Here is a 22,837-nt window from a genome sequence, read left to right as displayed (position 1 = left end):
GCCCGAGCTTACTCAGCGTCGGCGTCAGCGGCCTGCAGCGCCTGGTAGGCGGGCAGGATGACGTCCTGGATGTACTTGTTGCGTTCGGGGAAGGGCAGGAACGCGGCTTTCATGGCGTTGAGGGTGCACCGCCGGATCTCGTTCCAGCCCCAGCCGAAGGTCTCGGACAGCAGCTGGAATTCGCGGGAGGTGCTGGTGCGGCTCATGAGCCGGTTGTCGTTGTTGACCGTGACGCGGAAGCCGAGGTCGTAGAGCGGCCCGATGGGGTGGGTCTCTATGGATTCGGCGCCTTCGGTCTGCAGGTTCGAGGACGGGCAGATCTCCAGGGCGATGCGCCTGTCGCGGATGTAGGCGGCGAGGGGCCCGAGTTTCGGTTCGGCTCCGGTGAGGTCGATGTCCTCGGTGAGGCGGATGCCGTGGCCCAGGCGCTGGGCGCCGCACCATTGGACGGCCTGCCAGATGGAGGGCAGTCCGTAGGACTCTCCGGCGTGGATGGTGAAGGGCATCGATTCGCGCCGGAGGTGTTCGAAGGCGTCGAGGTGGCGGGCGGGCGGGTTGCCGATCTCGCCGCCGGCGATGTCGAAGCCGACCACGCCGCGGTCGCGGTAGCGGACGGCGAGTTCGGCGATCTCGCGGACGCGGTCGCCGTGGCGCATGCCGCACAGGATGAGTCCGACCTTGATGGGGTGTCCGGCCGCTTCGGCGGCGCGGGATCCGGCTTCGAAGCCCGCGAGGCTGGCTTCGACGACCGCTTCGAGGCTGAGTCCGGCGCGCTGCTGCTGTTCGGGGGCGTAGCGGACTTCGGCGTAGACGACGCCGTCGGCGGCGAGGTCTTCGGCGGACTCGGCGGCGATGCGGTGCATGGCCTCGGCGGTCTGGGTGACGGCGATGGTGTGCTCGAAGGTCTCGAGGTAGCGCTCGAGGGTGCCGGAGTCGGCCGCGGCGAAGAACCAGTCGGCCAGGGCCTCGGGGGTGTCGGCGGGGAGCGCGTGTCCGGCCTGGTCGGCGAGTTCGATGATCGTCTCGGGGCGCAGGCCGCCGTCGAGGTGCTCGTGGAGCACGACCTTGGGGGCCGAGCGGATCTGGTCGCGGGTCAGCGGCGTCGGATTCATCCCACGAATGTTAGTGGCATTCGTTCGCGTGGCCGCCTCAGAGGCGGTCGCCGGATCGCGGAGGCCACTCGGTTCAGAAACGGCGCGTCGACACCCGGAGTCTTTCGAGTTGCAGACCCGGGCCGCTTACGGTCATGGCGTCAGAGACGGACCTGGTCCCACTCCACGGGCCGCTCGTCGGCGAAGACCACGGCCCATTCGAGGGCCCAGCGCCGGTGCCACACGAGATTGTCGTCGATGCCGCGCGGCAGCGGCCGGCCGGCGCGGCGGGCCTGGTCGCAGACCCAGTCGAGGCAGTAGTAGAGGTCGAGCATCTCGGCGACGACGCCGGCGTCGCGGCTGGGTGTGAGCTGGCGGTCCCGCCAGTCGGCGAAGGTCTCGGGGCGGCGCAGGTCGGGCAGCAGCTCGGGCAGTTCCTCGGAGCAGGCGGTGCCCGGGTCGAGGTGGTCGACCAGCCCCAGCAGCCAGGAGACGGTGTAGAGGCTCTCGAGCTGGTCGGCGTAGCGGGCGCGTTCGCCTCTGCCGCAGGCGATGAAGCCCCACTCGTCGGGGGTGAGCTGGTCGAGGACGTGGGCGTCGAGCAGCCAGCGCATGGCGAGCTCTTCGGGCATGTCGAACACGCGGGCCTGGACGATGTTGAGGATCGCGGCGCGGGCCTCGATCTGGATTCGGGGCCGCAGCCGGGGCAGTTGGCCACCGGGGAAGGGGAGCGGGAACTGCTCGGGCGGCGCCGGTATGCCCAAGGCACCGAGACCGTCCACTGTACGCACTCTTACGCTGCGCGGGTCCGAGATCAGGGACGGCATATGGGCTCCCTACCACTGGGGGTTCACCTGACGGGGCGGTCACATAACGCGAAGGGTAGTTGCGAATGACTGTAGCGTCCGACACACACCCGAGTCAATCGACCCCTGCCCGAAATCCACTCCTCACAAAAGGGGCGATGCAACGGTTACGCAGGAATTTCACCCGCGAGTCGGCACGAGTCCCCTGTGGTCGCACCACGACCGTCGGGTACAAATGTCCGGTGAACACCTCCCGCCTCATCGCCGACAGATACGAACTCGACCGGCCCGTCGGGGCCGGCGGCATGGGGCGCGTGTGGCAGGGCACCGACCGGCGGCTCGACCGCGAAGTCGCCGTGAAAGTCGTCAAACCCGACCTCCTCGACGGCCCCGAACGGGAAGATGCCATAGCGCGGTTCCGCCGCGAAGCGAAAGTCACCGCCCGGATCTCCCACCCCGGAGTGCCCGCCATCTTCGACGCCGGACTCGAACCCGGCACCGACGAACTCTACCTGGTCATGGAGTACCTGCCCGGACTCAGCCTGCGAGACCTGCTCGACGAGACCGGGGCGCTGCCGACCGACTGGGCCACCGCCATCGGCGCCCAACTCGCCTCCATCCTCGCCGCCGCCCACACGCGCCAAGTGATCCACCGCGACCTCAAGCCCGCCAACATCATCATCGGTCTCGAAGGGCTGGTCAAAGTCGTCGACTTCGGCATCGCGGCGGTCCTGGAGACCGACGCCTCCCGCCTGACCGCCACCGGCGACAAACCCGGCACCCTCAACTACATGGCGCCCGAACAGATCCGGGCCCAGCCCCCCGGACCGGCCACCGACCTGTACGCGCTCGGCGCCCTGCTGTTCGAGACGACCACCGGCGAGCGGCTGTTCGCCCGCCGCGGCAGCGCCTACGAGGTGCAGACCGCGCACTTGAGCGAGCGCCCCGACCCGGTGCGGCGGCTCCGCCCCGACGTGCCGGCCCGACTCGACTCACTGGTCGAACGACTGCTGCGCAAGGACCCCGACGAACGCCCCGCCGACGCCGCCGAGGTCTACCTCGAACTGACCGCGATCCTCACCGCCCTCCCCCCGTCCGGGACGCCGGCACGCGACTGCGGCGACCCCACCTGGGTGTTCCGCGCGACCCTCGCGCCGCCGTCGGTCGCGGGCGAAGCCGCCGCCCGCGCCCACTCGGTCCCCGCATCGCCGCCGCGGACCGCCGAGCGCCTCGACGAAGCCGAGCGGACCTTCCGGCACGGCGACGCGGCCGGGGCGCTGCGGGCCTTCCGCGCGCTGGCGGCCGACTTCGAGTCCGCCGACCCGGCCCGCGCCCTGCACTGCCAGGTCCGCTCCGCGCAGTGCCTGGCGGCGCTGGGGAACACCGCATCGGCCCTGGCCGGTCTCGGCAGCGTGATCGAGCGGCAGCGGCACCTGCTCGGCGAGGGCGACCGGTGCACACTGCGCAGCCGCCGCATCGCGGTCGACATGCTGGCCTCACTCGGCCAAGGAGCCGAGGCGTACCGGTCGCTGGCCTCGCTGGTCGCGGACATGGCGGACGCGCTGGGCCCGGGCGATCCCGATACGGTCGAGGCCGAACGGCTGCTGCGGGCCTGGTCCGTTCCGCCCCAGGCGGGCCCGAGCCGGCCGGTGAACCCCCTACCCAGCGCTGGGAGTCCCCTTTAGATGACCGTCCCAGGTTCCCCGGTCCCCGGGACCGACCGGATGCGGCCCGCGGCTACCGTCGGCACCGTGCTGTGGGCGCTGCTGCCGCTGCTCACCTGCGGTCTCGGCGCTCCGATCGCGTTCGGCGTGGCCCTCGCCAAGCACCGCGCGACCTCGACGCTGCTCGGCCTGATCGGCTACAGCGCCGCGTTCCTGGTCTCGTTCGCTCTCATGGGGACCTACGGGGAGCAGGCGCCGCTGTGGGCCGACGCGGTCGCACTGCCGTGCCTGCTGGTCGCCTCGGTCGCGGCCACGGGGCACCTGTTCCTCATCCGGACGGCCGTGTGGGCGCCGACGGCTGCGCGCTCGCCGGGGCCGCCGAGCGGAGCCGAGGAGGTCAACCGGGCGCGGCAGCTGCGCTACCAGGCGCGTCAGATGGCCGCGGCCGATCCCATGCTGGCCAAGCGGCTCGGCATCGGGCGGCCGGACGTGCCGCGCCGGTTCGACGACGGCGGCCTGGTCGACGTCAACCACGCCCCGACCGGGGTGCTGCGGACCCTGCCGGGGGTGACCGAGGCGAGCGCGCGCCAGATCCGCGAGCGCGTGGAGCGGACGGGTCCGTTCACGAGCCTGGGCGAGGTGATGCTGGTGGTCGACATCAGTCCGAGCTTCGAGTACCACCTGCGGGAGTACGTGGTGTTCATACCGTGACGGGCCGGCGCGGTCGGGCCCTGTCATGCGGCGGCGGGGGTGGGGGCGCGGGTTCCGCCCGGACCGCGCCCCCACGTCGGCGTGCCGGTCAGGCGATCTGAACGTAGTACTTGTCGCCGTCGAGGGAGAAGAGGTCCTCGATGTAGACGAGGGCGCCGTCGGCGGCGTCGGAGGGGATCTCGGCGCAGGAGGCGCCGGAGGCGCTGCCGCCGCCCGAGACGTCGGGGGCGTCGATGAGGTCGCCGGGGACGACGTTGAGGCACTCGGAGTAGAAGGTGTTGTCGGCGTAGACGCCGACGGTGACGTCGAGCCAGAGGGTGCCGGTCTCGTCGCCGTTGTAGGTGCCTTCGATGGTGTACATCGCCTGCTGGAAGCCGTCGGCCGGGGGTTCGTTGAACTCGTTCTCGGCGAGGATCGTCTCCGTGGCGTCGAGTTCGACGTCGGTGACGGTGATGGTCCAGTCGCCGACCTCGACGGCGCTGCCGGCGGGGAGGGGCGCGTCGGGGCTGGTGCCGTCGCCGGCGGCCTCGCTCGCCTCGGTCTCTTCGGCGCCTTCGTCTTCGGCGACCGCCGCGGCGTCGGTGTCCTCGCCCGAGGAGTCGCTGTCGGCCTCGCCGCCGCAGGCGGCCAGGCCGGTGAGGCCGAACAGGCCGATCGCGCCGACGGCGAGGACCTTCTTGAGTTCCACGTTCATGGCAGAACCTTTCGTGTTGACACTTTCACTTCATCATTGCTGTGAACTTACTTCACGAGCATAGTAGGCTGTGTCAAACCTCAGCAACGCGAGGTGGGTTACGATTCGATAAAAGCCGACCGGGGAGCCGCATGACCGCCGACGAGACCATCACCCTCACCGACCTCGCCCGCCTCGCCGGCGTCGGCCGCAACGCCGTCAGCAACTGGCGCAGAAGAGAACCCGACTTCCCCCGACCCGTCGACGACCGCGCCCGCCGTCCCCGCTTCCGACTCTCCGACATCGAGCGATGGGCCGCCCAGCACGGCCGCGAACTCCACCTCACCCCCGCCGACCGCATCTGGTTCACCCTCCACAACGACCACACCACCCCCGACCGCGCCCTCGCCGCCATCGCCGCCGCCCTCGCCGGCGACGACACCGACCTCCAGGCCCGACTCGACGAACTCCACCACCACCGCGCCGACCTGTTCGAGTTCTTCATCGAACGCGCCCGCGAAGCCGCCGGCACCGGCCCCGCACCAGGACTGGCCGCCCTCACCGACACCGCCGCCGCCTGCGCGCCCACCGACCGGCCCCTCACCGTCCACGACCCCGCCTGCGACGACGGCGACCTCCTCGCCGGCCTCGCCCGCACCCTCCCCCACCTCGCCGCGCTCACCGGCCGCGACCTCGCCACCACCCGAACCGACATCTGCCGCCAACGCCTCCGCCTCCTCCGCCCCGACGCCCGCGTCCACATCGAACCCGGCGACTCGCTCCTCACCCCGCTCCCGCCCGACCGCTACGACCTCGTCGTCTGCGACCCGCCGTTCAACGTCAAAGACTGGGGCCACGAACACCTCCCCGCCGGCGACGACCCCCGCCTCGCCTACGGCACACCCCCGCGCACCGAACCCGAACTCGCCTGGGCCCTCCACTGCCTCGCCCTACTCGCCCCCGGCGGCGTCGCCGTCGTCCGCATGCCCGCCATGGTCGCCCACCGCCGATCCGGCCGACGCATCCGCTCCGAACTCCTCCGCTGGGGCGCCCTGCGCGCCGTCGTCGACCACCCCGACACCAAAGCCCACATCTGGGTCCTCACCCCCCGCAGCGACAGCAGCCGCCTCCTGGTCTCCACCGGACACGACTTCGCGGACGCCTGGCACGAACTCGACACCGACCCCGAGACCGACCTGACCGGCCCCCACTCGGCCGCCGTCCCCCTCATGCGCCTGTGGGACGAAGACGTCGACATCTCCCCCGCCGTCTACCTCGCCACCCCCGACACCAGCGCCGACGAACTCGCCCGCGCCACCGACCGACTCAGCCGCCTCATCGACACCACCCGCACCCCGCTGCCCCGCTTCAGCCCCGGCCCCACCGGCGCCGCACCCGAAACCAGCCTCGCCGACCTCGAACGCGACGGCCACATCGACCTCAACCCCGGCCCCGCCAGCGGCGAAGGCGTCACCATCGACCCCGTCGGCGCCCCCGCCGTCCGACTCGGACCCCTCCACACCGCCACCGATACACAATGGACCATCGCCTGCGACGACACCCTCGACCCCGCCTGGCTCGCCGCCGCCCTCGCCGCCCGCCTCCCGGCCACCCCCAAACGCACCGCCACCGGCGCCAAACGCCGCATCCTCGCCGTCAAAGTCCCCCGCCTGAGCCTCGACGAACAACGCCGACGCGGCCGCGCCTACGCGGCACTGCTGCAACTGCGCGACCGCCTCGAAGACGCCCGCGACCAGGCCGCGGCACTCGCCGACGAAGCCGCGGGCGGCCTCGTCACCGGCACCATCACAGTGGACGAATGAGCCCGCGCACCGAACCGACGCAGCACGACCCAAAGTAAACGGATCTTCCGTACACTGGCCGGCAGAAACACTACATCGGACCAATGCCCACGCATGACCCGATATCCGGCTACTGTAAGGAAATCCTGTGAAACCACCCTCGCTACGCCTCGCCGCGGCCGCATCGGCGGCGGCGCTGGTGGCCACATTGGTCGCCGCCGCCCCGGCCGCGGCCCACCGCGAACACCACCGCGGCATCGACTGGGAGCCCTGTCCCGAGCTCGAGGCCGGGCAGGAGGTCGACTGCGCGACCATCGAAGTGCCCCTGGACTACCGCCGGCCATGGGGCGAGAAGATCGAGATCGGACTGGCGCGGCGCCAGGCCGGCGACACCGACCGGCGGATCGGCACGATCCTGATGGACCCCGGCGGGCCCGGCGGCTCCGGCGTGGCGACCGTCAGGCAGGGCAACCCCCTCTCGCCCGAAGCGGCCGAGCGGTTCGACATCGTCGGCTTCGACCCGCGCGGCATCAACACCAGCACCCACGTCGAATGCGGCGAGGACGCGCTCACAGCGGTGTTCTCGATCGGCGTCCCGACCGACCACCGGTCGTTCGAGGCGCTCGAGGAGGCCAACGCGGACCTGACCGCCGACTGCCGCGAGAGGACCGGCCGCCTGTTCGACCACGTCGACAACCGCCACACCGTCCTCGACATGGAGCGGATCCGCCGCGCGCTGGGCGAGGGCCGGCTCAACTACCTCGGCTACTCCTACGGCACCCTCATGGGCCAGCAGTACGCCGAGGTCTACCCCTGGCACATCCGGACCATGGTCCTGGACGGCAACATGGACCACAGCATCGGCTCGACATGGGAGTTCATGAGCGCCGAGACCGCCGCGTTCGAGCGGAACTTCCTCGACTTCGCCGCCTGGTGCGACGGCGAGCCCGACTGCGCCCTCCACGACGACGGCGTCCAGGCCGTCTACGGCGAGTTGAAGGCCGCCGCGCGCGCCGGCGAACTGGACTTCCCCGGCACCGACGAGGCGATGGGCTTCTACGACCTGTCGGTGATGGCCTTCGACGCGAACTTCCCGCAGTACTGGCCGGACCTGGCCGAGTTCCTCGTGGCGCTGCGCGACGGCGAGCCGTACCCCGGGCCGCTGCGGTTCGCCGAATCGGGCGTCGAGTACCCGGCCTATCCGATGTGGTGCCAGGACTGGGGCTTCGACATCGCCGACTTCGGCGAGTTCGAGCAGCTCACCGGCAGGCTCAGCCAGACGTACCCGAACGTGGAGTGGACGCCGTACAACGAGTACGCGCTCCAGTGCGTCGGCTCAGGGATCGAGCACACCAACCCCCGCGACGAGCTCGACGTCGACTGGGCGCCGCCGCTGGTGTTCATCGGCAACGAGCACGACTACGCCACCGTCTACGACTGGACGCTGACGGCGGCCCGGCAGGCCGACGGTCACCTGATCACCTACGAGGGCTACTGGCACACCGCCTACAGCGGCGTCTCCGACTGCGTGGACGAGGCCGTCGACGCCTACTTCATCGACCGCCGGATCCCCAAGGAGGGCCTGAGCTGCCCGAACCAGGACTTCCCCGGCCCGTCGCCGCTCTCCGAGCGACGCGGACCGGCCCTGCCGGGGCCGTTCTAGACCCGAAAGAGCGGTGCGGCGGCCGGACTCGGCCCGCCGCACCGCGATAGGTCCGCTGACGGAGCCGCCGACAGGATTCGAACCCGCAACCTGCCGCTTACAAGGCGGCTGCTCTGCCAGTTAAAGCTACGGCGGCCGGTCGGCGCCGCCCCTGGCGCCGAGCCTCCACGATTGTACTCGACCGGGCGCTCATCGCCGTCGCCCCCGGATCGGCGTCGCAGGCGCGCGGTCGGGGTCGGGCTCGCCCGGCCTCACCGCTCGCGAAAGGTGAAGATCTGCATGCCGTCCTCCATGTGGCAGGCCAGGAAGTCGGCCGAGGCGCTGCAGCCGTAGGTCTCGAGGGTGTCGCGCACCAAGGTGCGCTTGCCGTCCTCGGCGCCGAGGCCGACGACCGAACCGGAGACCAGCCCGTATTCGTTGCCGGTCGGGTAGTCGAGGGCGCTGCCGCCGTCGACGGCGACGAACGACTCCGGGTGCACCGGTCCGACCGTCTCGAAGTCGCGGTCGTACAGCTGGCTCTTGACGACGGTGTCGCCTTCGTAGAAGCTCACCATGAGCCGCTCCCCCAGCGGATGCACCGAGCCGTAGCCGGAGCTGTACTCGTCGAAGGTGTGCACGATCGCGCCCTCGTCGATGTCGAAGACCTGGAAGGTCGCGTAATCGTCGGCGTCGACCTGCTTGACGCACACCCGCCCCGCGCCGCAGTCCCACAGGCCCTCGGGCTGCACCTCCTCGCGCACCAGGTCCTCGGCGGTCAGGCGGAGGCCCTGGTCGATGTCGAAGGCGCGGATCTTGTAGCCGGTGCTGTCGGCGATGGTGACGTACACGATGCCGTCGTAGGCGAAGTAGGTGTCGTCGACCGACTCGACCGCGTTCGCGGCCACTTCCTCGCCCGACTCGATGTCGAAGACGTGGACCACCGCGTCGTCGGTGAGCGCCCAGATCCGGCCGTCGCCGACCTGGCCGGCCCGCGGCCGCTTCAGGTCCTCGCTGGTCATGACCGAGCCCCAGTCGTCGATGTCGACGCCCTCCTCGGCATCGCCGACCTCGAAGTCCTGGACGACCTCGCCGGCGCCGTCGTAGACGGTGATGTCATTGCCGCCGATGGCGACCAGGTGGCTGCCGTAGCGGGTCGCCGCGTTCGAGGAGCGGGTCACCGTCCGGCGCAGGTCGCCGTCGTCCCAGTCGAGGAAGTACCAGGCGTACTCGCCGGAGTCGACCGCCTGCGGGACGGCCAGGAGCTCCTCGCCGACCAGGATGTTCGCCAGCCAGCCGTTGCCGTCGAGGACCCGCTTCTCGTCCCACAGCGACTCGCCGGTGGTGTTGTCGACCGCGAGCAGATGCAGCTCCTCGTCGCCGGTCTCGTCGCCGTCGGTGTCGATCGAGTAGGCGAACAGGGTCCGCTCCTCCCACACCCGGATCGCCATCAGATCGCCGGGCAGGTCGTCGGTGCCGTAGCCGATCGGCTCGCCGACGGCGGTCAGGTTCGTGAAGGGCCGCTGCCGGAACGGGTCGGTGAAGTGGTTCCACGCCAGCGGCGCCGCCACGGCGAGGGCCGCTACGGCGGCGATGACCGCGATGACCGTGTTGCGTCTGCGCCGCTTCGCCCGGTCGCGCCCGGGCATGTGCAGCGGCACGGTGCCGTCGGACGCGGGCGCCCGCGGCGGCAGGCTCGCCTGAGTGACCGGCGCGCCGGGCGAGGGGCTCGGCGGCGGCGAGGCCATGGCCGGCGGGGTGACCGGGGCCGGGCCGGCGGTCGCGAGGGCGGCGCCTTCGCTGACGGGCAGTTCGGGCTGCTCGAGCACGGTCGGCGCGATGCCGAGCTGCTCGTGGAGGACCTTGGCGACCAGCGGCATCCGGCTCGAGCCGCCGACGAGGAACAGGCCGGCGAGCTGGGCGGGGCTGCGGCCGGTGAGTCCCACCACGCGAGTGGTCTCGCCGACGGCGCGGGAGAGCAGCGGCCGGGCGAGCTGGTCGAGTTCGCCTCGGGTGAGGTGGAGGGCCTGCTCCATGCCCGGGACGGCCACGGGCGCGACCGAGGAGCGCGAGAGCATCTCCTTCGCACCGCGCACGTCGTTCCACAGTGTCCTGCGGTCGCGCAGTTCGGTGGCGGTGCCGGGCCGCTCGAGCCGTTTCCACAGGTCCGGGTCGCGCTGCCGGACCGTCTCGCCGATGTGGGCGACCAGGGCCGCGTCGAAGTCGAGGCCGCCGAGGTCGGGCAGCCCGCCGTCGGCGAGGACGCCGAAGGAGCCGTCGCCGCGGCGTTCGACGACGGCGATGTCGAGGGTGCCGCCGCCGAAGTCGAACACGGCCAGGGCCTGCCCGGAGTCGATGGGGTGGGCGAGCCGGCTGGTGTAGTAGTGGGCGGCGGCGACCGGTTCGGTGACGATCTGGACCGGTGCGTACCCGGCCTTGGCGGCGGCGTCGTGGAGGGCGGCGCGGCGCTGCTCGCCCCAGGCGGCCGGGCACGTCAGGACCGTCCGGGGCAGGCCGCCGATCGCTTCGACGCACGCGCGGGCGACGGTGGTGAGGATCGCGGCGAACGCGGCGGTCACCTGGATCTCGCGGTCGCCGAGCAGGATCGTGCCGTCGCCGATGCGCTGCTTGGGGTTGGGTTCGAACCGTTCGGGGGCGGTCGGGCCGAGCCGCTCGGCGTCGCGGCCGGTGTGGATGGTCCCGGCCTCGTCGAGGAACACCGCCGAGGGCATGACCGGGGACCCGTCGAACAGGAGCGGGCGGGTCCGGCCGTCGGGCCAGACCACGACCGCGACCGTGTGGGAGGTGCCGAGGTCGACGCTGAGCAGGTATTCGGCGGACATGTGGGTGCGGCTCCGGGGGAACGTGGTCGGTCGGGCGGGTTCGGGTGCCCTCACATTATTGGGTGCGGTCTAACGGCGCTGCCGCTGGACCTCCGCGAGCGCGATCGAGGCGGCGACCGAGGCGTTGAGGGACTCCACCTCGGAGGCGATGGGGATGCCGACGCGCAGGTCGCAGGTTTCGGCGACCAGTCGAGAGACGCCCTTGCCTTCGTCGCCGACGACGATGAGCAGCGGGTCGGTCGCCACCGGGAGGTCGAAGACGTCGGCGTCGCCGGCGGCGTCGAGGGCGACGGCCATGTAGCCGGCCTGCTGGCAGGCCTGGACGGTCTTGGAGAGGTTGACGACCTTGGCGACCGGCAATCGCGCGGCGGCGCCGGCGGAGGTGCGCCAGGCGACGGCGGTGACGCTGGCGGCGCGTCGGGAGGGGATGAGCAGGCCGTGGCCGCCGAAGGCGGCGGTGGAGCGGATGATGGCGCCGAGGTTGCGCGGGTCGGTGACGCCGTCGAGGGCGACCAGCAGCGGCGCGGTGCCGGCGGTGCGGGCCTGTTCGAGGAGTCGGCCGAAGTCGGCGTACTCGTAGGGTTCGACTTCGAGGCCGATGCCTTGGTGGAGGGCGCCGGAGGTGCGGCGGTCGAGGTCGCGGCGGGCCAGTTCCTTGACCGGGAGGTCGCGGCCTGTGGCCAGTCGCACCGATTCGGCGACGCGGTCGTCGAGGTCGGTGCCGAAGGCGACGTAGAGCGCTTTGGCGGGGACGTGGGCTCGCAGGGCCTCGAGGACGGGGTTGCGGCCGAGGATGAGTTCGGGTTCGTCGCGCTTGTCGTGGGCGGGCTTGGGTTTGCCGATGCGGGTGGTGCGGCCCTCGGCGGCGGCCTTGGCGCGTTCCTTGGCCTGCTTCCACTGGGTTTTGCGTGGTTTGTCCTCGCCGGTGTAGGACTTGTGCCAGGGGCGTTCCTCGGCTTTGAGGGTCCGGCCGCGGCCGGACAGGCTCTTCTTCTGGCCGCCGGAGCCCTTCTTCGGGCCGGCCTTGGAGGTCTTGCGGCGGTTCGGGTGGCCGCCTTTGCTGCTGCTCACGTGTGCGTTCCCCCATGCGGTGGGTCTAGTTGACGGTCCAGACGGGACCGCGAGGGGTGTCTTTGACAGTCACGCCGGCGCGGGCCAGTTCGTCGCGGATGCGGTCCGCGGCGGCGTAGTCCTTGCGTTCGCGCGCCTCGGCCCGCTGCTGGAGGGCGATGGCGACCAGTGAGTCGACCACGCCGGTCAGTCGTGCGTCGGCCGGCTCGTCCCAGTGCGGGTCGAGCGGGTCGAGGCCGAGCTGGTCGAGCATAGCTCGGACGCCGCCGGCGATGTCGGCCGCGGCGGTGTCGTCGCCGGCGTCGAGGGCGGTGTTGCCGTCGCGTGCCGCCTCGTGGATCGCGGCGACGGCGGCGGGCGTGTTGAGGTCGTCGTCCATCGCGTCGGTGAATTCGGAGCGGGCCGTGCCGCCGATGGTGGCTTCGAGGCCGAGCTGCTCGGCGGCGCGGTGGACGAAGTTCGACAGGCGGTCCCATGCGGCCTGGGCTTCGCCGAGGGCGGTCTCGGAGAAGTCGACGGCGCTGCGGTAGTGGGTGGCGGTCAGGTAGTAGCGGATGTCGACGGGGCGGAAGCCCTTCTCGGCGAGGGCGTCGACGCCGAGGGTGTTGCCGAGGGACTTGCTCATCTTGGTGCCCGAGAGGTTGAGCATGCCGTTGTGGACCCAGAAGTTCGTGAAGTCGAGTCCGGCGCCGCGGGACTGGGCGAGTTCGTTCTCGTGGTGGGGGAACATGATGTCGGTGCCGCCGCCGTGGATGTCGAAGGCGTCGCCGAGGTAGTGGCGGGCCATCGCGGAGCATTCGATGTGCCAGCCGGGGCGTCCGGGGCCCCACGGGGACGACCAGGCGGCGTCGGCGGGCTCGCCGCTCTTGTGGGCTTTCCAGAGGCCGAAGTCGCGGGGGTCGCGCTTGTCGCCGCTGTCGGGGCTGGAGCGCATGTCCTCGGGGCGGCGGTGGGACAGTTCGCCGTAGTCGGGCCAGGAGGTCACGGAGAACCAGACGTCGCCGGCTTCGGTGGCGTAGGCGTGGCCGCGTTCGATGAGCGTCTCGATGAGGTCGATCATCTGGGTGATGTGGCCAGTGGCGCGTGGCTCGTAGGTGGGGGCCTGGACGCCGAGGGCGGCGTAGCCGTCGGCGAGTCTGCGCTCGTTCTCGTAGGCGATGGCCCACCAGGGGCGGTGCTGCTCGGCGCCGCGGACGAGGATCTTGTCGTCGATGTCGGTGATGTTGCGGACGTAGGTGACGTCGTAGCCGCTGCGGCGCAGCCAGCGGATGAGCACGTCGTAGGACACCCCGGAGCGCAGGTGGCCGATGTGGGGCGGGCCTTGGACGGTGAGGCCGCACAGGTACACGCCGACGTGCCCGCCGGTGCGGGGCCGGAAGTCGCGGACGGTTCGGGTGCCGGTGTCGTACAGTCGCAGGCTCACCCGTCAAGTCTAACGGCCGGGCTCCGGCCGCTCAGGGGCCGTGCGGCCGTGTCGCGCGGCAGGTCGGGGCGGTGCGTCGGGGCGGGTGGGGAAGCGGAACGGCCCGGAGCGCGAGCCCCGGGCCGTGAATCCTATAGGATATATCCTATTTGGTTTCGAGTTCGCGGCGGACGACGTCGGCGACCTGCATCGAGTTGAGGGCCGCGCCCTTCATGAGGTTGTCGCCGACGACGAAGAACTCCAGGGAGTTCGGGAAGTCCAGCGACTGGCGGACGCGCCCGACCTGCGTGCCGGGCTTGCCGACGCCGTCGATCGGCATGGGGTAGACCGAGTTCTCGGGGTCGTCGACCAGGTCGACGCCCGGTGCGGCCTCGAGCACGCGGTGCGCCTCGGCGACCGACACGTCCCGGGAGAAGGTCGCGTGGACGGCCTGGGAGTGGCCGACGGCCACGGGCACGCGCACGCACGTGGAGGCGACCTTCAGCTCCGGCAGGCCCAGGATCTTGCGGGACTCGTTGCGGACCTTGAGCTCCTCGGAGGTCCAGCCGCCGTCCCTCCAGCCGCCGACCTTGGGGACGACGTTGAGCGCCAGCGGCGCGCCGAACGGCGCGTCGTACTCCTCGCCGAGGACGGCGCGGACGTCGCCGGGTTCGGTGCCGATCCGCTCGATCCCGGCGGTCTTGTCGGCCTGCGCGTAGAGCGCCTCCAGGCCCTCCTTGCCGGAGCCGGAGGCGGCCTGGTAGGAGGCCACGGACATCGACTCGAGGCCGAAGGCCTCGTTGAGCGCGGCGAGGGTCGGGATGAGCGCCAGCGTGGTGCAGTTGGCGTTGGCGATCACGCCCTTGGGGCGGCGGTGCGCCTCCTCGGGGTTGGCCTCGGGGCACACCAGCGGCACCTCGGGGTCCATTCGGAAGGTCGCGGACTTGTCGATGACGACCACGCCCTTGCCGGTCGCCACGGGCACCCATTCGGCGCTGACCTCGTCGGGCAGGTCGAAGTGGGCGATGTCGACCCCTTCGAAGGCCTCGGGGCTGATCGCCTGCACCTCGATGGCCTCGTCGCCGACGTGGAGGGTCTTGCCGGCCGACCTCGGCGAGGCCAGCAGCCGGATCTCGCCCCACTGGTCGCGTTCGGCCGCCAGCAGCCGGCGCATGATCGAGCCGACCACGCCGGTGGCGCCGACGATCGCTACGGTGAGTTTGCGGCTCATGCCTATCGCCCCGTTCCCGCGTAGACGACGGCCTCTTCGTCGCCGCCGAGTTCGAACTTGTCGTGGACGGCCCGCACCGCGTCGTCCAGGTCGGTGTCGCGGCAGACCACCGAGATGCGGATCTCGGAGGTGGAGATGATCTCGATGTTGACTCCGGCGTCGGCCAGGGCCTGGCAGAAGTTCGCCGTCACCCCCGGGTGCGAGCGCATCCCGGCGCCGACCAGGGAGATCTTGCCGATGTTCTCGTCGTAGATGAGCTTGTCGAACCCGACCCGGCCCTGGTGCTTCTTGAGCGCCTCGGTGGCCTTGGGACCGGATTCCTTCGGGAGCGTGAAGGACACGTCGGTGTGGCCGTTGCCGGCGGTCGACACGTTCTGGACGATCATGTCGATGTCGATCTCGGCGTCGGCGAGGATCTGGAAGATCGTGGCGGCCGCGCCCGGCTTGTCGGGCACGTGCGTGACGGTGATCTTCGCTTCGGAGCGGTCGTGCGCGACGCCGCTGATGAGTGCTTGCTCCACGGGCAGCTCCTCCATGTAACCCGACACGATCGTGCCGGTCTTGGTCGAGTACGACGAGCGGACATGCAGCGGGATGCCGTAGCGGCGGGCGTATTCCACGCTGCGCAGGTGCAGGATCTTGGCGCCGGAGGCGGCCATCTCCAGCATCTCCTCGAAGGTGATCTTGTCCAAGCGCTTCGCGTTGGGGACGATCCGCGGGTCGGCCGAGTAGACGCCGTCGACGTCGGAGTAGATCTCGCAGACGTCGGCCTGCAGGGCGGCGGCCAGCGCGACGGCGGTGGTGTCGGAGCCGCCGCGCCCGAGCGTGGTGATGTCCTTGGTGTCCTGGCTGACGCCCTGGAATCCGGCGACGATCGTGATGTAGCCCTCGTCGAGGGAGGATCGGATGCGGCCGGGCGTGACGTCGATGATGCGGGCCTCGCCGTGGGCGGCGGTGGTGATCATGCCGGCCTGGGAGCCGGTGAAGGACCGGGCCTGGAATCCGAGGTTGTTGATGGCCATCGCCAGCAGCGCCATCGAGATGCGTTCGCCGGAGGTGACGAGCATGTCCAGCTCCCGCGGTTCGGGGACCGGGGACACCTGCGCGGCCAGGTCGAGCAGGTCATCGGTGGTGTCGCCCATCGCGGAGACGACGACGCAGACGTCGTCGCCGCGCTTTCGGGTGGCGACGATGCGCTCGGCGACGCGCTTGACGCGTTCGGCGTTCTCGACCGATGATCCTCCGTACTTCTGCACGACCAGCGCCACGGGATTTCACCTCATGTTTCTTCGTCTCGGGTGCCGTCGGGCCGCCGATGTCGCAGGCGGCCAACTCACCTTAGCCGCGTGTTGCGGCGTGGCGCCAGGTCGTACTGCTCGATGAGACGCAGAATCGCGCTGTGGCATGGAAGATTACGAGTATCACAGTGGCGGCGGTCACGGCTTTGACGGGCTGCGGGACGGCGACGGCGGTGAACGAGCCGGTGCCCGGTCCCGAGCGCGAGAGCGCCCAGAGCACGATGATCGCTCGGGTCTCGAAGGCGCTCGATGCGACCTTCACCGCCGAGTACGCCTGGAGCGAGGGCGGGACGGTGACGGTGTGGGCCGCCGAGGACGGGACCTGGCGTGTCGACGTGCCCGCGTGGGCGCACGGCGGCGAGATCGACGTGACCGTGGCGTGGACGACCGGCGGGTTCTTCCAGTGCGCCGAGGACGAGTGCGTGAAGCTCGCCGGGATCGCCGGCCGGATCCCCGAGCGGTTCGACCCGCGGGTGCAGCGTCCGTTCGTGGAGTGGCTGCCGCGGCTTTTGGACCGGCATCTGCCGTTCGCGGTGGCCCGGGACGGGGACTGCTTCACGTTGACGCCGAACACAGTGGTGGTCGACACACCGTTCCCTCCGGGGGAGTGGTGCCTGGACCAGGAGGGGACGATCCGGTCGGTTTCGGGCCCGGGCATCGGCGAGTTGACGTTGACCGGCGAGATGGGGCCGGCGGTGGCGACCGTGGAGCTGCCCGGTGAGGTCGTCGAAGGTGAACCGTTGGGACGCAAGGCCCCGAAACCCCCAGATCCGGAGACTCCCACTCAGGCCCCGAGCGCCACGGCGACACCAGATTCGGGTGACGGAGAGTAAGGAAAGCGACAGGAGGGCCCGGATCCGGGCCCGGTCGTGGCACCATGAAGTTTGGCACCCCGCCGCCCCGCTTCGCGGGACGCTGACCTAGCCGACGGGTGCCGAGCTGATGAGGGATAGCGCATGAACGGAACTATCGACCGGCACGCCCAGACCTCCGTGCCGATCCACCCGCTGCTGGCGAGCCGTCACTCGACCCGGGCCTTCGAGCCGGGCGTCGATCTGGCCGACGAGCAGCTCACGGCCCTGCTCGAGGCGGCACGCTGGTCGCCGAGCGCGGGCAACACGCAACCGTGGCGGTTCATTCTCGCCCGGCGGGACTCCCCCGAGTTCAAGCGGGTGCTCGACTGCCTCGACGCGGGCAACGCACTGTGGGCCCAGCACGCCTCGGCGCTGCTGGTGGCGGTGCGCACCGAGTCGAACGCCAAGGGGCCGCTCTCGCACGCGGCCTACGACCTGGGCCAGGCGATGGCGCACCTGACGTTCCAGGCCGCTGCCGAGGGGCTGACGGTGCGGCAGATGGCCGGCTTCGACGCATCGGCCGTGGCCGAGGAGTTCGCTCTGGCGCCGGAGCTGAAGCCCACTTCGGTGGCGGCTATCGGCGTGCCGGGCGATCCGGCGCGGCTCGACGAGGCCGTGGCCGGACCGGATTCGCGTCCCCGGCGCCGGCTGACGATCGAGGAGCTCCTGATCGGGCAGTGACCGCCGCGCCCCGGCGTCCCAGTCTCCGGACGTCGCGTCGACCGGTGTCGCCGCCGGGTGTAAGCTCGGCGGCAATCATGCGGTATTCGATGCTCCTTAGCTGCCGCGGCGGGGCCCACTAGTCGGCTCCCTCGCCGCGGGTTCTCGCATGCCGGCTGGCAATGACCACCGCGACTTCCCAGGAGCAACCGTATGACTTCCTCCGCTTTCAGCGACCGCGTCGGCCGCTACCGGCCCTACCGTTCGCAGTTCTCCGTCGACCTGGACGGCCGCACCTGGCCCGACCGGGTCGTCGAGCGATCGCCGATCTGGTGCGCGGTCGACCTGCGCGACGGCAACCAGGCGCTCATCGACCCGATGACCCCCGACCGCAAGAAGAAGATGTTCCAGCTGCTGGTCGACATGGGTTACAAGGAGATCGAGGTCGGCTTCCCGTCGGCCTCGCAGACCGACTTCGACTTCGTCAGGCTCCTGATCGAGCAGGAGCTCATCCCCGACGACGTGACCATCCAGGTCCTGACGCAGTGCCGCGAGCACCTGATCGAGCGGACCTTCGAGAGCCTGCGCGGCGCCAAGCAGGCGATCGTCCACTTCTACAACTCGACGTCGGTGCTGCAGCGCCGCGTGGTCTTCGGCCTGGACAAGGACGGGATCACCGACATCGCCACGCAGGGCGCGCGGCTGTGCATGAAGTACGCCGAGACCATCACCCCGGACACGGCGATCCGCTACGAGTACTCCCCGGAGTCCTACACCGGCACCGAACTCGAGTACGCCCTGGAGGTGTGCGCGAAGGTCGCCGAGGTGATCGGGCCGCGCCCCGACTGGCCGCTGATCGTGAACCTGCCGGCGACGGTGGAGATGGCGACCCCGAACGTGTACGCCGATTCGATCGAGTGGATGAGCCGGAACCTGCCGAACCGCGAGTCGATCGTCCTGTCGGTCCACCCGCACAACGACCGCGGCACGGCCGTGGCGGCCGCGGAGCTGGCGGTGCAGGCCGGCGCGGACCGCATCGAGGGCTGCCTGTTCGGCAACGGCGAGCGCACCGGCAACGTCTGCCTGGTGACCCTGGGCATGAACCTGTTCAGCCAGGGCGTCGACCCGGGCATCGACTTCTCGAACATCGACGAGATCAAACGCGCGGTCGAGTACTGCAACCAGCTGCCGGTCCACGAACGCCACCCCTACGCCGGCGACCTGGTGTACACGGCGTTCTCCGGCTCGCACCAGGACGCGATCAAGAAGGGCTTCGCGTTCCTGGAGAAGGACGCCGAGGCCGCCGGAGTCCCGGTCGACCAGTACCAGTGGGGCGTCCCGTACCTGCCGATCGATCCCAAGGACGTCGGGCGCACCTACGAGGCGGTCATCCGCGTCAACTCCCAGTCCGGCAAGGGCGGGGTCGCCTACGTCATGCAGAGCGAGTACGGCTTCGACCTGCCGCGGCGCATGCAGATCGAGTTCAGCCAGGCGATCCAGCGGCACACCGAAGCCTCGGGCAGGGAAGTGTCCTCCAAGGAGATCCACGAGGTCTTCCGCACCGAGTACCACCCGGACTACCAGCCGCGGCCCAGGCTCGTCGTCGACGACCACACCACGACCCACAGCGGGGAGACGCTGACGCTGGACGCGCAGATCACCCTCGACGGGGTCGAGCAGAAGGTCACCGGCGCCGGCAACGGCCCGCTGTCGGCGTTCACCGACGCACTGTCGTCGGTGGGCATCGACGTGGAGGTCCTCGACTACCACGAGCACGCCCTGTCGTCGGGGCAGAACGCCCAAGCGGCCTCCTATGTCGAGTGCGTCATCGGCGGCAAGACCGTCTGGGGCGCCGGGGTCCACCCCAACATCGTCCTGGCGACGATGCGTGCGGTGGCCAGCGCCTGCAACCGCGCCTAGCGAAACGAACGCAGGGGCCGGCGGCCGCAGCCGCCGGCCCCTGCGCCGTGTTCGGACTCGAGGCCGGTCCACGATGGCGCCCTCGTGCCATATCGCCCCCGAACAGGCAATGTAATCCCAGCTCACGAAGTTATCCACAGGCTCGAAACTTCTCCTTGCACGAGCCTTGACACGGATGCATGATCTTGTCTAAAAGTCCATATTCACTGCAGCTCCTGCGGGATGGCGGAGAGTGGGTTCCGGAAGCCGCCATACCGAAACCGCGCGCGGGACCCACCCGCGCGCGGCACCCGCAGGGGCACGCTTCGCGAAGCAGACGGGCGGTCGGCCCGGCCGGCCGGGCCGGCCGCCCAATGCCATCGCCCTCCGAAGATTCACATACGAACATCCGACTCGCCGAAGTGCCGTCATTCGGCGGCGAGGACCTCGCGCAAAGTGGCGGCGAAGGCGTCGGGTTCGCCGGTCTGACCGTATTCGCCACCGAGGAATCCGCCGTGGCCGCCGGGGAACTCGACCGGCTCGGTGCCGATCCGTTCGGCCGCCGCACGCGCCGCGCGTGCGGCGAGTTCGCCTCCCGATTCGGCTCCGACGCCGATGACGATGCGGGTCGAAGCCGCCCTGAGGGCGTCGAAATCGTGTTCGTAGGCGTTGCATGTCACCAGGTTCTGGCCGAGCAGCGGGTCGTCGCGCGAGCCGTCGTCATCGACGGGCAGGCCGAATTCGGCCGGGTCCGGCGCGGGCATGCTCGCGAAGTCGGCCGGGACCGGGCCTTGGTGGGAGATGAGCGCGATGAACTTCGCCATCCCCACTCCGAAGCCGGATCGCTGGTACGTCCGGCGGATGTCCTGGACGGCCGCGAGTGCCTCCTCATGGTCCGGCAGCTCCCGAACGGCGGGAGGCTCGTGCGCGACCAGGACGCGGACCTGTTCGGGGTGGCGGGCGACCAGGGCGAGGGCGTTGACCGCTCCGCCGCTGCTGGCGAAGAGGTATACCGGGCCGGTGCCGAGCGCGTCGATGAGTCGGTGCAGGTCGTCGGCGTGATCGTCCGGGGTGGCCTCGGTTTCGCGGTCGGTGCGCTCGCTTCGCTCGCAGCCGCGCGGGTCGTAGGTCACGACCGTGCGGTCGGTGAAGTGGCCGGCGAGTGTGCCGAAGCCGGCGGCGGCCATCGGCGAGCCGATCAGCAGCAGGGTCGGCTCGGTGTCGGCGGTGCCGGCGCGGACGTCGTAGCGCAGTACGGCGCCGGGCGCTTCCAGGGTTCGGGTCCGTTGCTCGGTCATGGTCGCTCCTTGGAGGTGTCGTTCGGGTTCCTTGTCGATGTAGACGAGCCGGAGTACCCCGATTCATCGCCGCGTCGCCTCTGGCCGCAGGCCGGTAGTGTTGATCCACGTGTCAGCTGCGCCGAACCTCGTGAACCTCGAAACCGTCTCCAAGGCCTACCCCGACCAGGTCGTCCTCGACGCGGTCTCCCTCGGCGTCGCCGCCGGTCAGCGCATCGGCGTCGTCGGGCGCAACGGCGACGGCAAATCCACGCTGCTGCGCCTCATCGGCCGGATCGACGAACCCGACTCCGGGCGCGTGGTCCACACCGGCGGCACCACCGTCGCCTCCCTCCGCCAGACCGACGGGCTCGACGACGCCGCGACCGTCCGGACGGCCCTGTTCGGTGACGCCGACGCCCACCAGTGGGCGTCCTCGGCGCGCGTCCGCGAAGTCCTCGGCGGCCTGTTCGGCGGCCTGGAGGCCCCGACGCTGCCCGACGGGCTGGAGTCGGCCATCGGCAAGCTCTCCGGCGGCGAGCGGCGCCGCGTCGACCTCGCCCGGGTCCTGGTCGACCCCGCGGACCTCATCCTGCTCGACGAGCCGACCAACCACCTCGACATCGAGGGCATCGCCTGGCTGGCGGCCTACTTGAACGCCATCAAGTCCGCGGTGATCGTCGTCACCCACGACCGGTGGTTCCTCGACGAGATCTGCGACCACATCTGGGACGTCCAGCGCGGCCAGGTGTTCGAATACGACGGCGGCTACACCGCCTACGTCCTGGCCCGCGCCGAACGCGAACGCCAGGCCCAGCTCGCCGAGGAGAAACGCCAGAACCTCATGCGCAAGGAGCTGGCGTGGCTGCGCCGCGGACCGAAGGCCCGCACCTCGAAGGCGAAGTACCGGGTCGACGCCGCCAATGAGCTGATCGCGAACGAGCCGCCGCCGCGCGACACCGCCGAACTGGTGTCCTTCGCGACCGCCAGGCTCGGCAAGACCGTCTTCGAAGCCCACGACGTGACCGTCGCCGCCGGCGACCAGGTCCTGCTCGAGCACCTCGACTGGATCCTGGGCCCCGGCAAGCGGGTCGGCCTGGTCGGGGTCAACGGCGCCGGGAAGACTTCGCTGCTGCGGGCGCTGGCCGACGCCGCGGCCGACCGACAGCCGCCGGCCGGGCGCATCAAGGTCGGTCGGACGGTGAAGCTGGCGTGGTTGAGCCAGCACATGGAGGAGCTCGACGGGTCCTGGCGGGTCCTGGAGGCGATCGAGCGGGTCGCCAAGCGCGTCCAGTTGGGCAAGAAGGAGATGTCGGCCTCGCAGCTGGCCGAGCGGCTCGGCTTCGCGGGGGGCCGGCAGTGGACGCACGTGCGCGACCTCTCCGGTGGGCAGCGCCGCCGGCTCCAGCTGGCGCGCCTGCTCATGGCCGAGCCGAACGTGCTGTTCCTCGACGAACCGACCAACGACCTCGACATCGAGACGCTGACGCAGCTCGAGGACCTGCTCGACGACTGGGCCGGTTCGATGATCGTGGTCAGCCACGACCGGTACTTCACCGAGCGGGTCGCCGACGAGACGTGGGCGCTGCTGGGGGACCGTCGGCTGCGGATGCTTCCGCGCGGCATCGACGAGTATCTCGAGCGGCGGGCCGAGGCGAAGACCGCTCCGGCCGAGGCGCCGGCGGCGAAGACGAAGGCGCCTTCGCAGGCGACGGTCGACCGGGCCGCGCAGAAGGAGATGTCGAAGCTCGAGCGGCGGCTGGAGAAGGTCGAGGACAAGATCGCGGCCGTCCACGCCGACATGGCCGAGGCCGCCACCGATCCCGACCGGCTCACCGAGCTGACCGGGCGGCTCGGCGAGCTCGAGGACGAGCGCGACCGGATCGAGACGCGTTGGATGGAGCTGGCCGAATAGG

17 protein-coding genes and 1 tRNA gene are annotated in these 22,837 nt (G+C 70.8%); 8 read left to right on the top strand and 10 right to left on the bottom strand.

The genetic code is table 11. The features are described from left to right. Positions 1-8: 8 nt before the first annotated feature. Positions 9-1,112: an adenosine deaminase family protein gene (locus ACYVL2_RS06650; RefSeq protein WP_460541481.1), complete on the bottom strand. Its 1,104-nt coding sequence runs from the start codon at positions 1,110-1,112 to the stop codon at positions 9-11. Between the two features lie 140 nt (positions 1,113-1,252). Next, positions 1,253-1,873: a DUF4272 domain-containing protein gene (locus ACYVL2_RS06645; RefSeq protein ID WP_460541479.1), complete on the bottom strand. Its 621-nt coding sequence runs from the start codon at positions 1,871-1,873 to the stop codon at positions 1,253-1,255. A gap of 266 nt (positions 1,874-2,139) precedes the next feature. Between ACYVL2_RS06645 and ACYVL2_RS06640 the strand changes: the two genes are divergently transcribed. Further along, on the top strand, positions 2,140-3,582 hold the full coding sequence (locus tag ACYVL2_RS06640; protein WP_460541478.1) for a serine/threonine-protein kinase: 1,443 nt from the start codon (positions 2,140-2,142) through the stop codon (positions 3,580-3,582). After that, the gene (locus tag ACYVL2_RS06635) at positions 3,583-4,272 is read left to right on the top strand and encodes a ComEA family DNA-binding protein (RefSeq protein ID WP_460541476.1); all 690 of its coding nucleotides are present in this window, start codon (positions 3,583-3,585) and stop codon (positions 4,270-4,272) included. A gap of 88 nt (positions 4,273-4,360) precedes the next feature. Here ACYVL2_RS06635 and ACYVL2_RS06630 read toward each other — a convergent pair whose 3' ends face one another. Then, a complete protein-coding gene (locus ACYVL2_RS06630; protein WP_460541474.1) occupies positions 4,361-4,966 on the bottom strand; it encodes a hypothetical protein in 606 nt (201 codons plus the stop codon). A gap of 131 nt (positions 4,967-5,097) precedes the next feature. On the opposite strand from ACYVL2_RS06630, the gene ACYVL2_RS06625 reads away from it, so the two are divergent. Both ACYVL2_RS06625 and ACYVL2_RS06620 read left to right on the top strand, forming a co-directional pair. Continuing rightward, the gene (locus ACYVL2_RS06625; protein ID WP_460541472.1) at positions 5,098-6,768 is read left to right on the top strand and encodes an N-6 DNA methylase; all 1,671 of its coding nucleotides are present in this window, start codon (positions 5,098-5,100) and stop codon (positions 6,766-6,768) included. Positions 6,769-6,895: 127 nt separating this feature from the next. Further along, positions 6,896-8,410 carry an alpha/beta hydrolase family protein gene (locus ACYVL2_RS06620; RefSeq protein ID WP_460541470.1) on the top strand — a complete coding sequence of 505 codons (1,515 nt, stop codon included), beginning with the start codon at positions 6,896-6,898 and terminating at the stop codon, positions 8,408-8,410. Between the two features lie 62 nt (positions 8,411-8,472). Here the strand turns inward: ACYVL2_RS06620 and ACYVL2_RS06615 are convergent. The 6 genes from ACYVL2_RS06615 to ACYVL2_RS06590 form a co-directional block, all read right to left on the bottom strand. After that, a tRNA-Thr gene (locus ACYVL2_RS06615) sits at positions 8,473-8,546 on the bottom strand. A gap of 115 nt (positions 8,547-8,661) precedes the next feature. Beyond that, positions 8,662-11,229: an Hsp70 family protein gene (locus tag ACYVL2_RS06610; RefSeq protein WP_460541468.1), complete on the bottom strand. Its 2,568-nt coding sequence runs from the start codon at positions 11,227-11,229 to the stop codon at positions 8,662-8,664. Between the two features lie 69 nt (positions 11,230-11,298). After that, complete coding sequence (rlmB, locus tag ACYVL2_RS06605; RefSeq protein WP_460541466.1) at positions 11,299-12,300, bottom strand: TrmH family RNA methyltransferase; 1,002 nt, start codon at positions 12,298-12,300, stop codon at positions 11,299-11,301. A 25-nt stretch (positions 12,301-12,325) separates the two neighbouring features. Further along, positions 12,326-13,723, bottom strand: a complete 1,398-nt coding sequence (gene cysS, locus ACYVL2_RS06600; protein ID WP_460541464.1) for a cysteine--tRNA ligase — start codon at positions 13,721-13,723, stop codon at positions 12,326-12,328. 145 nt (positions 13,724-13,868) lie between these two features. Then, a complete protein-coding gene (locus tag ACYVL2_RS06595; RefSeq protein ID WP_460541462.1) occupies positions 13,869-14,933 on the bottom strand; it encodes an aspartate-semialdehyde dehydrogenase in 1,065 nt (354 codons plus the stop codon). A gap of 2 nt (positions 14,934-14,935) precedes the next feature. Continuing rightward, a complete protein-coding gene (locus ACYVL2_RS06590) occupies positions 14,936-16,201 on the bottom strand; it encodes an aspartate kinase (protein WP_460541460.1) in 1,266 nt (421 codons plus the stop codon). Between the two features lie 203 nt (positions 16,202-16,404). Between ACYVL2_RS06590 and ACYVL2_RS06585 the strand changes: the two genes are divergently transcribed. From ACYVL2_RS06585 to leuA, 3 genes are all read left to right on the top strand, one after another. Continuing rightward, positions 16,405-17,064 (top strand): hypothetical protein, encoded by a 660-nt coding sequence (locus ACYVL2_RS06585; RefSeq protein WP_460541458.1) that lies wholly within the window; start codon positions 16,405-16,407, stop codon positions 17,062-17,064. A gap of 123 nt (positions 17,065-17,187) precedes the next feature. Then, positions 17,188-17,766, top strand: a complete 579-nt coding sequence (locus ACYVL2_RS06580; protein ID WP_460541456.1) for a nitroreductase family protein — start codon at positions 17,188-17,190, stop codon at positions 17,764-17,766. Between the two features lie 192 nt (positions 17,767-17,958). Next, positions 17,959-19,665 carry a 2-isopropylmalate synthase gene (gene leuA / locus ACYVL2_RS06575; RefSeq protein ID WP_460541454.1) on the top strand — a complete coding sequence of 569 codons (1,707 nt, stop codon included), beginning with the start codon at positions 17,959-17,961 and terminating at the stop codon, positions 19,663-19,665. 407 nt (positions 19,666-20,072) lie between these two features. Here the strand turns inward: leuA and ACYVL2_RS06570 are convergent, their stop codons facing one another. Then, positions 20,073-20,942 (bottom strand): alpha/beta fold hydrolase, encoded by an 870-nt coding sequence (locus ACYVL2_RS06570; RefSeq protein ID WP_460541452.1) that lies wholly within the window; start codon positions 20,940-20,942, stop codon positions 20,073-20,075. 109 nt (positions 20,943-21,051) lie between these two features. Here ACYVL2_RS06570 and ACYVL2_RS06565 point away from each other — a divergent pair, with 109 nt between their 5' ends. After that, positions 21,052-22,836 (top strand): ABC-F family ATP-binding cassette domain-containing protein, encoded by a 1,785-nt coding sequence (locus ACYVL2_RS06565; RefSeq protein ID WP_460541450.1) that lies wholly within the window; start codon positions 21,052-21,054, stop codon positions 22,834-22,836. The last annotated feature ends 1 nt before the right edge of the window (position 22,837 follow it).

The organism is Glycomyces halotolerans (genome assembly GCF_054779575.1).
This window is presented reverse-complemented; position numbering and strand designations above follow the sequence as displayed.

Bases quoted from the DNA above. Each gene is read 5' to 3' on its own strand.
- ACYVL2_RS06595 (WP_460541462.1), bottom strand. From the start codon at position 14,933: ATGAGCCGCAAACTCACCGTAGCGATCGTCGGCGCCACCGGCGTGGTC.
- ACYVL2_RS06630 (WP_460541474.1), bottom strand. From the start codon at position 4,966: ATGAACGTGGAACTCAAGAAGGTCCTCGCCGTCGGCGCGATCGGCCTG.
- ACYVL2_RS06635 (WP_460541476.1), top strand. From the start codon at position 3,583: ATGACCGTCCCAGGTTCCCCGGTCCCCGGGACCGACCGGATGCGGCCC.
- ACYVL2_RS06570 (WP_460541452.1), bottom strand. From the start codon at position 20,942: ATGACCGAGCAACGGACCCGAACCCTGGAAGCGCCCGGCGCCGTACTG.
- ACYVL2_RS06580 (WP_460541456.1), top strand. From the start codon at position 17,188: ATGAACGGAACTATCGACCGGCACGCCCAGACCTCCGTGCCGATCCAC.
- leuA (WP_460541454.1), top strand. From the start codon at position 17,959: ATGACTTCCTCCGCTTTCAGCGACCGCGTCGGCCGCTACCGGCCCTAC.
- ACYVL2_RS06625 (WP_460541472.1), top strand. From the start codon at position 5,098: ATGACCGCCGACGAGACCATCACCCTCACCGACCTCGCCCGCCTCGCC.
- ACYVL2_RS06610 (WP_460541468.1), bottom strand. From the start codon at position 11,229: ATGTCCGCCGAATACCTGCTCAGCGTCGACCTCGGCACCTCCCACACG.
- ACYVL2_RS06650 (WP_460541481.1), bottom strand. From the start codon at position 1,112: ATGAATCCGACGCCGCTGACCCGCGACCAGATCCGCTCGGCCCCCAAG.